The 12,924-nt window shown below is 72.7% G+C and carries 7 protein-coding genes; 6 read left to right on the forward strand and 1 reads right to left on the reverse strand.

Annotated features, from left to right (window positions below):
- Nucleotides 1-186: 186 nt before the first annotated feature.
- From mutS to F563_RS0109310, 3 genes are read left to right on the forward strand one after another with little or no spacing between them, the layout of a single operon-like run.
- Nucleotides 187-2,754: a DNA mismatch repair protein MutS gene (gene mutS, locus F563_RS0109300; protein WP_019014395.1), complete on the forward strand. Its 2,568-nt coding sequence runs from the start codon at nt 187-189 to the stop codon at nt 2,752-2,754.
- Between the two features lie 57 nt (nt 2,755-2,811).
- Entirely contained in the window at nt 2,812-3,342 is a 531-nt protein-coding gene (locus tag F563_RS0109305; RefSeq protein WP_019014396.1) for a thiamine pyrophosphate-binding protein, read from the forward strand.
- Nucleotides 3,339-3,944 (forward strand): thiamine pyrophosphate-dependent enzyme, encoded by a 606-nt coding sequence (locus F563_RS0109310; protein WP_026299460.1) that lies wholly within the window; start codon nt 3,339-3,341, stop codon nt 3,942-3,944. Before F563_RS0109305 ends, F563_RS0109310 begins: the two co-directional genes overlap by 4 nt.
- 6 nt (nt 3,945-3,950) lie before the next feature.
- On the opposite strand, the gene F563_RS23915 is transcribed toward F563_RS0109310, so the two are convergent.
- Entirely contained in the window at nt 3,951-7,166 is a 3,216-nt protein-coding gene (locus tag F563_RS23915; protein WP_019014398.1) for an ATP-binding protein, read from the reverse strand.
- Between the two features lie 309 nt (nt 7,167-7,475).
- On the opposite strand from F563_RS23915, the gene F563_RS0109320 reads away from it, so the two are divergent.
- The 3 genes from F563_RS0109320 to trpS are packed head-to-tail and all read left to right on the forward strand — an operon-like array spanning nt 7,476 to nt 12,906.
- Nucleotides 7,476-10,277, forward strand: a complete 2,802-nt coding sequence (locus tag F563_RS0109320; protein ID WP_019014399.1) for a [protein-PII] uridylyltransferase — start codon at nt 7,476-7,478, stop codon at nt 10,275-10,277.
- Nucleotides 10,278-10,295: 18 nt separating this feature from the next.
- On the forward strand, nt 10,296-11,837 hold the full coding sequence (gene murJ, locus F563_RS0109325; protein ID WP_019014400.1) for a murein biosynthesis integral membrane protein MurJ: 1,542 nt from the start codon (nt 10,296-10,298) through the stop codon (nt 11,835-11,837).
- Between the two features lie 58 nt (nt 11,838-11,895).
- Entirely contained in the window at nt 11,896-12,906 is a 1,011-nt protein-coding gene (trpS, locus tag F563_RS0109330; RefSeq protein WP_019014401.1) for a tryptophan--tRNA ligase, read from the forward strand.
- The last annotated feature ends 18 nt before the right edge of the window (nt 12,907-12,924 follow it).

Consider the following 12,924-nt stretch of genomic DNA (forward strand, 5'->3'; position numbering starts at 1 on the left):
CCTGCTCGCCGCCACGATAGCCGAGCCGCGGCCCTTGGGCGATCCGGCGCGCGCGGCTAGAGCAGATCGCCCACGGCTGGGATCAGCCGTGGGCGTGAAGATGCTCGCAAGGAATGCCCAGAGCGGTTTCCACCCATGTGGAAACCGCTCTAACGTCCGCCGCCCATGTCCGCCCCTCCTTCCCCGATGCTCGCGCAGTGGTTCGCCGCCAAGGCCGACCATCCGGACGCGCTGCTGTTCTTCCGCATGGGCGACTTCTACGAGCTGTTCTTCGAGGACGCCGAGAAGGGGGCCCCCGCCCTCGACATCGCGCTGACCACGCGCGGCGAGCATGACGGCCGGCCGATCCCGATGTGCGGCGTGCCCGCGCACAGCCACGAGGCCTATCTCGCGCGGCTGATCCGGCGCGGCTTCCGGGTTGCGATCGTCGAGCAGACCATGGACCCGGCCGAGGCCAAAAAGCGTGGCCTGCGCGGCCCGCTGCCGCGCGCGGTGGTGCGCCTCGTCACCCCCGGCACAGTGACCGAGGAGACGCTGCTCGAGGGGGCGCGACCGAACTGGATCGCCGCCAGCACCGGGACGGCGCTCGCCTGGCTCGACATCTCGACCGGCGCGTTCGGCGTTCGGCCCGCCGGCGGCGCGGCGCTCGCCGCGGCGCTGGCCGCGCGCGAGCCGGCCGAGCTGCTGCTGCCCGAGGATCGGCTCGCCGACCCAGTGTTCGCGGAATGGCGCGCCCGCGCGGTCGTGCTGCCGGCCGCACGGTTCCGGCCCGAGGCCGGGCGCCGCGTGCTGGAGGCGGCCTATGGCGTGGCGACGCTCGACGCCTTCGGCCCGTTCAGCGAACCCGAGCTCGCGGCTGCCGGGGCGCTGCTCGACTACGTGCGCGCGACCCAGGCAGGGCGTCTGCCGCGGCTCGAACCGCTCGCGCGCGAGGCCGAGGCCGCGACCATGGCGATCGACGCCGCCACCCGCCGCAGCCTGGAGCTCGACCGCACTGGCCCCGACACGCTGCTCGGCGCGGTGGATCGCACCGTGACGGCCGCCGGCGCGCGCATGCTCGCCGCGCGCATCGCCGCCCCCTCGACCATCGCCGCGACGATCGCGGCACGGCTCGACGCGGCCGGGTTCTTCCTCGCCGAGCCCGGGCTGCGCGATGCCGTGCGCGCCCGGCTCAAGGGCGCGCCCGACATCGCGCGCGCGCTCGCGCGGATCGCGCTGGGGCGAGGCGCGCCGCGCGACCTCGCCGCGATCCGCGACGGGCTGGCCGCCGCGCGCGCCGCACAGGGCGTGCTCGCCGCCGCCACCCTGCCGCGTCCGCCGCTGATCGCCTCGGCCGAGGCCGCGCTCGACCCCGCGCCCGCGCTCGCCGAGCGGCTGGAGCGCGCGCTCGTGGACCGGCCGCCCGCGCGTGCCGGCGATCCGGGCGCGATCGCGGCCGGATTCGATGCCGCGCTCGATGCCGCGCGTGCCTTGCGCGACGATTCCCGTCGCGTGGTCGCGGCGATGGAGGCCGAGGCGCGCACAGCGACCGGCGTGCCGAACCTGAAGATCCGCCACACCGCCCAGCTCGGCTACTTCATCGAGGTGCCCGAAGCCGCGGGGCTCCGGCTGCGCGACGCCCCGCCCGACACCCTTCCCGGGTTCACGCACCGGCAGACCATGGCCGGAACGATGCGCTTCGTCACCGACGCGCTCGCGGCCCTGGACCGCCGCATCGTCGAGGCGGGCGCGGAGGCGGAGGCACGCGAGGCCGCGATCCTGGCCGACCTCACTGATGCCGTGCGCGCGGAGGAGGGCGCGATTGCCGCAGCCGCCGAGGCGCTCGCGATCCTCGACGTCGCCGCCGCCACGGCGGTGCTCGCCGAGGCCGAGGCCTGGACCCGGCCCGAGATCGAGGAGAGCGCCGCCTTCGCGATCGAGGACGGTCGCCACCCGGTGGTGGAGGCGGCCGTTCGGCGCGAGGGCGGCGCCTACGTCGCCAACGGGGTCGATCTCTCGCCGGGCGGGCGGCTCTGGCTGGTCACCGGGCCGAACATGGCGGGCAAGTCGACCTTCCTGCGCCAGGCGGCGATCCTCGCCATCCTCGCCCAGGCGGGGCTGTTCGTGCCGGCGCGGCGCGCGCGGATCGGCATCGTCGACCGGCTGTTCAGCCGCGTCGGTGCGTCCGACGATCTCGCGCGCGGGCGGTCCACCTTCATGGTCGAGATGGTCGAGACCGCCTCGATCCTGAACCAGGCGACGGCGCGCAGTCTTGTCATCCTCGACGAGATCGGCCGCGGCACCGCCACCTGGGACGGGCTGGCGTTGGCCTGGGCGGTGCTGGAGGCGCTGCACGACCGGCTCCGCTGCCGCGCGCTGTTCGCCACCCATTTCCACGAGCTCACGGCCCTCGGGCCGCGCCTGCCGGAGCTCCGGCTCGCGCATCTGCGCGTGAAGGAGTGGAAGGGCGAGGTGGTGTTCCTGCACGCGGTCGCCGAGGGCGCGGCAGATCGCTCCTACGGGCTGCATGTCGCCAAGCTCGCCGGCATGCCCCGCGAGGTGATCGCGCGCGCGGCGACGGTGCTCGCCGCCCTTGAGGAGCGGGCGCGCGGCCTCGCCCCGCTCGCCGAGGAGATGCCGCTGTTCGCGCGGACCGCCGTAGCGCGGGCCGAGGCACCCGACGAACTGCGCCGCATCCTCGCCGAGATCGACCCCGACGCGCTCAGCCCGCGCGACGCGCTCGACCTGGTCGCGCGGCTGAAGTCGCTGCTCTAGACGCGGCCTGCGTCAAGGGCGACAACGGCGCCGACCGAACTCCGGGAGGACCCACGCATGGACGGCACGCCGAGTGTCACCTGGCACGGCATCGTCGCCGCGACCCTGCGGCAGAACGACGTGCGCCTCGTCACCTATGTGCCGGACCGCGTGCTGACGCCGCTGATCGCCGCGGTCGAGGCCGATCCGTTCTTCACCGCCTTCCCGACCACGCGCGAGGAGGAGGCGGTCGGCATCGTCACCGGCGCCTGGATGGGCGGCATGCGCGGCATCGTGCTGATGCAGACCTCCGGCTTCGCCACCCTGCCGAACGCGCTCGCCTCGCTCGCCTGCGCCTGCCAGATCCCGCTGGTCATGATGGTCTCCGAACGCGGCACACTCGGCGAGTTCAATCTCGGCCAGGCGATGGTCTGCCGCACCATGCGCCCGGTGCTGGACGCGCTCGGCATCGAGCACCACACGATCACGCGGCTCGACGAGACCGAGTTCATCGTCGACCGCACCATCCGCCAGGCGGTCGCGACCCAGGCGCCGGCCTGCCTGATCCTGTCGCCGCTGCTCACCGGCGGAAAGAGGTTCCCGGCATGAGCCCCGCCATGGACGCGCTGCACAACGCCCAGGTGATGAACCGCGCCGCGCTCACGCGGCGCCTCGTCGCGAAGCTGACCGACCAGGCCGTGATCGGCGGCATCGGCAACACGAATTTCGACCTCTGGGCCGCCGGGCGCCGGCCCGAGAACTTCTACATGCTGGGCAGCATGGGGCTCGCGGTGCCGATCGCGCTCGGCGTCGCGATCGCGCAGCCGAAGCGCACCGTGATCGCGCTCGAAGGCGACGGGTCGCTGCTGATGCAGCTCGGCTGCCTCTCGACGGTCGCGGCACGGGGCCCGCGCAACCTGGTCATCGTCGTCTGGGACAACGGCATCTACCAGATCACCGGCGGGCAGCGGACGCCCGCCGCCGCCGCGCGCACCGACCTCGTCGCGATCGCGCGCGCCAGCGGCATCGCCGAGAGCCATTGGGCCGCCGACGAGGCGGAGTTCGAGGCGCTGGCCGAGCGCGCGCTCGGCGCGCCGGGACCGTGGTTCATCGCCGCGCGGATCGATGACAAACCGGCCGTGACGCAGACCGAGCGCGATCCGGTGCGCATCCGCGATGCGTTCATGCGCGGCATCGGAAGCCGGGGCTGAACGGGGCTACGTCGCGTCCAGCGCGGCGCGAACACGCTCGGCGAGCTCCTGGCGGCGATAGGGCTTGGCGAGCAGGCCGATCGCCTCGGTCCCAGGCGGCTCGTGGGCCGGACCGGCGGGGGCGTAGCCGGAGGCGAACAGCACCTTGAGCGCCGGGTTCAACCGGCGCGCCTGTTCGCCCAGTGCGCGCCCATCCATGCCACCCGGCATGACGATGTCGCTGAACAGCAGATCGACGTCGGCGCGCCGCGCGAGTATCTCCATGGCCTCCGGCCCATTGCCGGCGGTGCTGACGCGATAGCCGAGGCTTTGCAGCAGGGCGGCCGTGTGCTCGCGCACCAGCGGCTCGTCCTCGACCAGCAGGATGTGCTCGCCGGCCCCGCGCGGCGCCGCATCCGCGCCCCGGCGCAGACGCTGCCCTGGCGGCTCGGCGGCGCGCGGCAGGTAGAGCCGGACCGTGGTGCCCTCGCCGAGGCTCGTTTCGATGCGCGCATGGCCCTTCGACTGGGTGACGAAGCCGTACACCATGCTCAGGCCAAGCCCGCTGCCCTCGCCCACATCCTTGGTGGTGAAGAACGGATCGAAGGCGCGCTCCGCCACCTCCGGCGCCATCCCCGTGCCGGTGTCGGTCACCGACAGCAGCACGTAGTCGCCCGGCGCGATCGTCTCGCCCTCCGTCGCGCCCACGGCATCAAGGGAGGCGTTGGCGAGCGCGATCGTCAGCCGCCCGCCCTTCGGCATGGCATCGCGCGCGTTGATCGCGAGGTTCAGCACCGCGCTTTCGAGCTGGCCCGGATCGACCAGCGCCGGCCAGAGGCCGCGCTCGGCGGTGACTTCGAGGTCCACGCGCTCGGTCAGTGCCTGACGCAGGAGCCCGTCCATGCCGCCGAGCAGCGCGGCGAGGTCGACCGCCTTGGGCTCCAGGGGGCGGCGGCGCGCGAAGGCGAGCAGCCGGTCGGTCAGTTCGGCCCCGCGCTCGGCCGCGGTCGCCGCCATCTCGGCGAGCCGGCGCAGCCGCTCGTTGTCGGCGAGTTCGTCGGCGAGCGCCTCGGCATTGCCGAGGATCACGGTGAGCAGGTTGTTGAAGTCGTGCGCGACGCCGCCGGTCAGTTGGCCGAGCGCCTCCAGCTTCTGGGACTGGCGCAGGCGCTCCTCGACCTTGCGCCGTTCGGTGACGTCGCGCTCGACCGTTACCCAGTGGCAGACGCGCCCGAAGCGATCGGGGATCGGCGCGACGTCCATCTCCAGCCGGATCGTGCCGCCCGCCTTGGTGTAGGCGATCACCTCGGTCCGCGCCGTCTCGCCGCGCCGCAGCGCGCGCGCGACCCGGTCGAGCTCCTCCTGGTCGGTCTCCGGTCCGTTCAGCATCTGCGGCCGCGCGCCGATCGCCTCCTCGCGCGACCAACCGGTCAGGCGGACGAAGGCCTCGTTCACGTAGACGATCCGCGCCGTCGCGGGGTCGCCGCCAGGATCGGCGGTGATCATCACCATGTCGTTCAGCCGCGACACCGCCGTCTCCAGCAACCGAAGCTGCTCCAGGCTCGCGCGTTGCGCGGCGATCAGGCGCCGGCGGTCAATCGCCAGCGCCACCGGGCGCGCGACCGCGTCGACCAGGGCCAGGATCGACGGGGGGAAGGCGTGCTCGGCCGGCTCCGCGCGGGCCAGCGCGATCGCGCCGGTCACCTCGCTGCTGCGCGCCTTCAGCGGCACGCCGAGCACGGTCAGCGGGGCGGTCCCGCCGGCGAGGGGGCCGAGGCGGGGATCATCCGGCGCGAAGCTGGCCAGGAGATGGGGGGCGCTCTGGCCGATCCGGGCGGCGAGGTCGTCAGCCGCGCCGCCGATGCCGATGGGGGCGTCCGTTGGCGCATCCGGCGCGCGCCGGACGACGGCGAGTGTCATGGTGCCATCCGTCATCAGCCAGGCCGCGCCGCGGTCGGCGCCGGAGGCCCGCATCAGGGCATCGAGCGTATTGGCCAGGACCGGGTCGATCTGTTCGGAGGCGACGATGCCGTGCGCGACCGCGGTGAAGCCGCCGAGGGCCGTGCGCATCGCCGCGATCGCCTCGTCCAGTTCGGCGAGTTCGCGCACCCGCGAGGTGCGTCTGGGCGTGTCGGCGAACTCGAGCCGCGCGACCGCCTGCGCCTCGCGCGCGAAGGCCGCGACCGGCCGGGCGACCAGCCGTGCGACGCCCCAGATCACCGGCACGGCGAACAGCAAGGCAAGACCCGACACGGTCAGCAGCCGCGCCCGGATCGCGCTCGGCCCGCGGCCCAGCACCTCCTCGGGCGCGGCCATGGCGAAGGCGGTGCCCGGAAGGCCGAGCGGCACGATCATCGCGAGCCAGCCCTGACCGCCGGCGCTGAGCCGTCCCTCGAAACCCTCCCGCGTGTTGCGCCAGCGCTCGGCCAGATGCGCGAGCACGGGCGGGCCGAGCTCGGCTGCGCGCGGCAGGAACTCCGATGCGGGCGAGGCCGGCGTCGGCGTCCGCGCCGCCACCAGCCGGCGCAGCCGCGCGATGTTCGCGTCCGCCATCACCCCGCCCTCGGCGTCCAGCACCACCGCTTCCGCGCCCGCGGCCAGGCTGCCGACCGAGAGCCGCGTCGAGAGATCCCAGAGCGCGACATCGACGCCGGCGACCGCGCCGGAGGCCGCACGGCGCGCGGCCGTGATGCCCGGCTCGAGGGTGGTGAAGAAGAGATACGGTACCGTGACGATGGTGCCCTCCGCGCGCATCGCGTCGCGGAACCAGGGGCGGACCCGCGGATCGAAGGGGTAGTCCACCCCTTCTCGCCGTTCCAACGGTTCGAGCGCCTCGCTCAGGAACTCGAAGCGCGCGCCCGCGGGGTTCGCCCATTGCACGAGCCAGGCCGCGCCTGCCGGCGCGCCGAGATGGTCCAGATCCGACCCGACCGGCCGCAGCAGCACGAAGCTGCCGTCCGGCCAGCCGAGATAGGCGGCCGAAATCCCCGGCACGGAGCGCAGCACCCCGGCGAGGGCATGCAGCCGCTCGGCGCGCTCGGCGTCGGCGGTGGTTCGGGTGATCGGGTCGGCGGCGAGCGCCTCGGCCGCGCCCCGCGCGGTCGCCTCCAGGCGGCGCAGCTCCTGCACCGCCAGGCGACCATTGCCGTCCAGCGCCGCCGCGACCGCCTCGTCCACCAGCGCCTGCGAGCTGCGCCCCGCGACCGTACCGAGCGCCACCGCCGCGGCACCGAGCAGCAGCATGAACAGGGCGGTTATGTGGACGTGAAGCGGCGCCTGCCAGCGCCCCGCAGGCAAGCCCGCCCCCGGAAGGCTGCGGTCGGTCGATGAGTCGGCCATCAATGACGCGGCCGAACGCCGCGCAAACCCGCAATGCGCATGGAATCACCGTAACCCAAGGGTCCAGGTGAGACACAACACAACTTCCGGACGAGAGCCCCGTCGCGCCGCCCCAACGCGAACGAAACACGCGATGATCTGCCTGCGGCGCCACCGCGGCCGGCCGCCGCGTCCCCCCTTCTTCGCGGCTGCGAAATGCGGTTAGACTGGCCTATGGACCAAGCTGTCGGCGGGCTTCCCTCCGCCGCCGGACGGGGCAGAGCGGCCCCGCCGGCGGATGCCGACACGCTCGCCGCCGAGCTCGCTGGCCTGCCCCGCAACGGCGCCAATCCGCCGCGCGACGAGGCGCTCGCGTTGTTCCGCCGGCATCTCGGCCGCGTCCAGGCCGACACCAAGGCGCGGTTCGAGGCGGGGCTGTCGGGCCTGGACGCGGCGCGCCTGCTCGCCCAGCGGATGGACGAGACGGTCCGGCTGCTGCACCGCTGGACCACGCGCGTGGTCTATCCGCCCGGGGTCGAGTCCGCCGGCGAGGCGCTGGCGCTCGCCGCCACGGGCGGCTTCGGCCGCGGCGTGCTCGCCCCCTTCTCGGATCTCGACCTGTTGTTCCTGACACCCTGGAAGGAACCGCCACGCACCGAGCAGGTGGTGGAGTTCATGCTCTACTTCCTCTGGGACCTCGGGCTGAAGGTCGGACATGCGACGCGCAGCATCGACGAGTGTATCGCCCATGCGCGCAACGACCAGACCATCCGCACCTCGCTGATCGACGCGCGGTTCCTCGCCGGCGACCGGCCGGTGTTCGACGAGTTCGCCGGGCGCTTTCGCGAGGATTGCGCGCGCCAGGGTGCGGCCGCGTTCTTCGCCGCCAAGCGCGCCGAGCGGGCCGACCGGCAGCGCAAGTACGGCGATTCCGCCTTCCTGCTCGAACCCAACGTGAAGGACGGCAAGGGCGGGCTGCGCGACCTGCAGACCCTGTTCTGGATGATGCGGCACACCAGCGGCATCGCCCGGTTCGAGGACGCGGCCGACCCGGCGCTGCCGGGCGGGCCGCTGATCACGGAGGGCGAGGTGCGCGCCTGGCGCCGCGCCGCCGAGTTCCTCTGGTCGGTGCGCTTCCATCTCCACTACACCACGGGTCGCGCCGAGGAGCGTCTCACCTTCGACCTCCAGCCGGTGATCGGCGCGGCCATGGGCTACACGCGCCACGGCGCGGTGCAGGGGGTGGAACGCTTCATGAAGCACTACTTCCTGACCGCGCGCGAAGTGCGCCGGCTGACGCTGACGATCGAGCCGGTGGTGGAACGGCGCGCGCTCGGCCCGCCCGCGCTCGCGCCGGAGGCGCCGCCCGCCCTCGCCGCGCGCGGCTTCGCGCTGGAAGCCGGCAAGCTGGTGCTCGCACCCGGGCGCAGCTTCGCCGCCGAGCCGATCCTGCTGTTCCGCGTGCTGCAGGCCGCACGCGACACCGGCCGCGAGCTGCATCCGCTGACGCTGCGCGCGCTGGTGCAGGAGGCACGGGTGGCGGCCAGGCTGCGCGACGATCCGGAAGCGAACGCCGCCTTCCTCGACCTCGTCGCCTCGCCGAAGATGGACAGCGCGCAGTGGCTGAAGGTGATGAACCTCGCCGGCATCCTCGGCCGCTTCATCCCCGACTGGGCGCGCGTGGTCGGGCAGATGCAGTTCGACACCTACCACGTGTTCACCGTCGACGAGCACACGATCGAGGCGGTGCGCGTGCTCAACCAGCTCGAGCAGGGCGAACTCGCCGGCATCGCACCGGTGGCGACCGCGCTGATCGGCCAGGTGCAATCGCGCCGCGCCCTCTATGTCGCGATGCTGCTGCACGACATCGCCAAGGGCCGCGGTGGTGATCATTCCGAACTCGGCGCGGCGATCGCGCAGGATCTCGGGCCTCGCATCGGGTTGTCGGCCGAGGAGACCGAGACCGTCTCCTGGCTGGTGCTGCACCACCTCGTGCTCAGCCAGACCGCGTTCAAGCGCGACATTGACGATCCCAAGACCATTCTTGACCTGGCCGAACTCGTGCAGAGCCCGGAGCGGCTGCGCCTCCTGATGGCGCTCACGGTCGCCGACATGCGCGCGGTGTCGTCGAAGATCTGGAACAACTGGAAGGCGACGCTCTTGCGCGAGATCTACTGGCGCGTCGCCGAGGTACTGGCAGGCGGGCTCAACGTGCCCGAGCGCGACACGCGCGTCGCTCGCGCCCGCCAGGCCGCGTCCGCCGCGCTGGAGGCGGAGGGGTGGAGTGCAGCCGACCGCGAGGCGTTCCTGTCCCTCGGCTATCCGGCCTATTGGCTCGGCTTCGATCCCGAGACACATCTGCGCCACGCGCGTCTGGTCCGCGACGCCGAGGCAGCCGGCCAAGCGCTCTCGATCAAGACCGTGGTCCTGCCCGAGCGCGGCGTGACCGAGGTCACGGTCTACACCGCCGACCATCCCGGCCTGTTCAGCAAGATCGCGGGCGCGCTCGCGGTCGCCGGCGCCTCGATCGTGGACGCGCGCATCCACACCATGACCAACGGCATGGCGCTCGACACGTTCTGGATCCAGGATGCCGCCGGCGGCGCGTTCGACGCGCCGCATCGCATCGCGCGGATGAGCGTGCTGGTCGAGCAGGCGCTGTCGGGGCGGCTGCGCATCGCCGAGGAGATCCGGAAGGCGCGTCCCCCATTCCCGCGCACCCGCGCGATCCATGTGCCGCCACGTGTGGTGATCGACAACCACGCCTCGGCCACGCATACGGTGGTGGAGGTGAACGGGCGCGACCGGCCGGGCCTGCTGCACGACGTCACCGCGGCGATGAGCGAGCAGGGTGTGCAGATCGCCTCCGCCCATGTCACCACCTACGGCGTGCGCGCGGTCGACGTGTTCTACGTGAAGGACGTGTTCGGCCTGAAGATCGAGAACGAGCGCAAGCTCGCGAGCCTGAAGGAGGCTTTGCTCGCCGCGCTCGACGCGCCAGGCGAGGCGTCCGGGGCGCATCCTGCGGCCGCCTGAGGGGCGGCGTTTCCACTCATGATTCGGAACGTTTTCACGGTCGGCGCCTGGACTGCCGCGAGCCGGGTGCTCGGTTTCATCCGCGACATCCTGATCGCCGCCGCGCTCGGCGCGGGTCCGGCGGCCGATGCCTTCTTCGTCGCGTTGAAGCTGCCCAACTTCTTCCGCCGCCTGTTCGGGGAGGGCGCGTTCTCGGCCGCCTTCGTGCCGCTGTTCGCCGGCAGCCTCGCCGCGGAAGGGCGCGAGCAGGCGCGCCGCGTCGCCGAGGGCGCGCTCTCGGTGCTGTTGACGACGCTCGCGCTGCTGACGCTCGCGGCGATCGTCTTCATGCCGGAGGCGATGACGCTGCTCGCGCCGGGGTTCCTCCGCGACCCGGAACGGTTCGCGCTTGCCGTCGAACTGACGCGCATCACCTTCCCGTATCTGATGCTGATCTGCCTTGTCGCGCTGTTCTCGGGCGTGTTGAACGGGCTCGATCGCTTCGCCGTCGCCGCGGCCGCGCCGCTGCTGTTCAATGTCGCGCTGATCGGTGGGCTTGCACTCGCGCCGCTCCTGGCGCTGCCGGTCGCGCACGGGCTCGCCTGGGGCGTCGCGGCGGCGGGAATCCTTCAGTTCGTGCTGCTCGCCTGGGCGGTGGCCGCGGCCGGGATGCCACTCCGCCTGCCTGTCCCGCGCCTGACACCCGAGGTGCGGCTGCTGCTCCGGCGCATGGGGCCGGGCGCGATCGGCGCCGGCGTCACGCAGATCAACCTGATGGTGGACGTGATCATCGCCTCGTTCCTGCCGCAGGGCTCGATCGCGTTCCTCTACTACGCCGACCGGGTGAACCAGCTGCCGCTCGGCGTGATCGGCACCGCCGTCGGCACCGCACTGCTGCCCGCGCTTTCGCGGCAGGTGAGGGCGGGCGAGGGCGCGGCCGCGCTCGCGACGCAGAACCGCGCGATCGAGCTCGCGCTGCTTTTGACCGTGCCGGCTGCGGTCGGTCTCGCCGTCGCGGCCTGGCCGATCGTGCATGTGCTGTTCGGCCGTGGCGCCTTCGGACCGGGGGACGTCGCCGCGACCGCGGCCGCGCTCGCGGTCTATGCGCTGGGGCTTCCCGCCTATGTGCTGGTGAAGGTGTTCGCGCCGGGCTTCTTCGCCCGTGGCGACACGGCGAGCCCGGTGAAGGTGGCGATCATCTGCGTGGTGCTGAACATCGCGCTCTGCCTCGCGCTCATCGGGCCGCTCGTGCATGTCGGCATCGCGCTCGCCACCGTGATCGCCGGGTGGGTCAACGCGCTGGCGCTCGGGGCATGGCTGTGGCGGCAGGGGCGGCTTGCCCCTGATGCGCGGCTGCGTGCGTTCCTGCCGCGGCTGGTCGCGGCGGCGGCGATCATGGGCGTCACGATCTGGGTGGCGGAGGAGTTCGTGTTCGACACGCTGTTCCGCACCCAGGGCTATCGCTGGGGTGCGCTCGGCACGCTGATCGCGCTGGCGACGGCCGTGTTCGGCTTTGCCGCGCTTGCCCTGCGCGTGGCCGACATCGGCGAGCTGCGCAGCTATCTGCGCCGGCGGGCTTGACGGCGGGCCATTCCCGCCCGATCACGCCGCCCCCGATCCCCTCCACAAGGACCGATCCATGATCGCCTCGCTTCCGCGCATCTTCTCTGGCGTGCAGCCGACCGGCAACCTGCACCTGGGCAACTATCTCGGTGCGCTGCGCAACTGGGTGAAGCTGCAGCACGACCACGAGTGCCTGTTCTGCGTCGTCGACATGCACGCGATCACCGTCTGGCAGGAGCCTGCCGAGCTGCACCGCGCGACGCTCGAGGTCGCGGCCGCGATGGTCGCCTGCGGCATCGATGCCGAGAAGCACATCGTGTTCAACCAGTCCGCCGTGCCGGGCCACGCGCAGCTCGCCTGGATCTTCAACTGCGTGGCGCGGATCGGCTGGCTCAACCGGATGACGCAGTTCAAGGAGAAGGCCGGCAAGGACCGCGAGAACGCCTCGGTCGGCCTCTATGCCTATCCGAACCTGATGGCGGCCGACGTGCTGCTCTACAAGGCGACGCGCGTGCCGGTCGGTGAGGACCAGAAGCAGCATCTCGAACTCGCCAACGACATCGCGCAGAAGTTCAACCACGATTTCGGCCGCGCGGTGTTCCCGATGATCGAGCCCTTGATCCTCGGCCCCGCCGCGCGGGTGATGTCGTTGCGTGATGGCACCAAGAAGATGAGCAAGTCGGATGCCTCCGACCAGTCGCGCATCAACCTGACCGACGATGCCGATGCGATCGCGCTGAAGGTGCGCCGGGCCAAGACCGATCCCGAGCCGCTGCCGTCGGAGGAGGCGGGGCTGGAGGGCCGCCCGGAGGCGCGCAACCTCGTCGGTATCTATGCGGCGCTGACCGACATGCATCACGGCGCGGTGCTGGCCGAGCACGGCGGCAAGCCGTTCAGCGCCTTCAAGGCGGCGCTGACCGACCTGCTGGTGGCGAGCCTCAGCCCGATCGCGGCCGAGATGCGAAGGCTGGTCGGCGATCCCGGTACCGTCGAGGCGATCCTCCGCCGCGGTGCCGAGCGCGCCCGCGCGCTCGCGGCACCTGTGCTGGCGGAGGTCGAGGAGACGGTCGGGTTCGTCCGCGTCTGATTGCCGGGAACGAACCCG

The organism is Elioraea tepidiphila DSM 17972 (assembly GCF_000378465.1).
GTDB lineage: Bacteria > Pseudomonadota > Alphaproteobacteria > Acetobacterales > Acetobacteraceae > Elioraea > Elioraea tepidiphila.

Bases quoted from the DNA above. Each gene is read 5' to 3' on its own strand.
- F563_RS0109305 (WP_019014396.1), top strand. From the start codon at position 2,812: ATGGACGGCACGCCGAGTGTCACCTGGCACGGCATCGTCGCCGCGACC.
- mutS (WP_019014395.1), top strand. From the start codon at position 187: ATGCTCGCGCAGTGGTTCGCCGCCAAGGCCGACCATCCGGACGCGCTG.
- murJ (WP_019014400.1), top strand. From the start codon at position 10,296: ATGATTCGGAACGTTTTCACGGTCGGCGCCTGGACTGCCGCGAGCCGG.
- F563_RS0109310 (WP_026299460.1), top strand. From the start codon at position 3,339: ATGAGCCCCGCCATGGACGCGCTGCACAACGCCCAGGTGATGAACCGC.
- trpS (WP_019014401.1), top strand. From the start codon at position 11,896: ATGATCGCCTCGCTTCCGCGCATCTTCTCTGGCGTGCAGCCGACCGGC.
- F563_RS23915 (WP_019014398.1), bottom strand. From the start codon at position 7,166: ATGCTGCTGCTCGGTGCCGCGGCGGTGGCGCTCGGTACGGTCGCGGGG.
- F563_RS0109320 (WP_019014399.1), top strand. From the start codon at position 7,476: ATGGACCAAGCTGTCGGCGGGCTTCCCTCCGCCGCCGGACGGGGCAGA.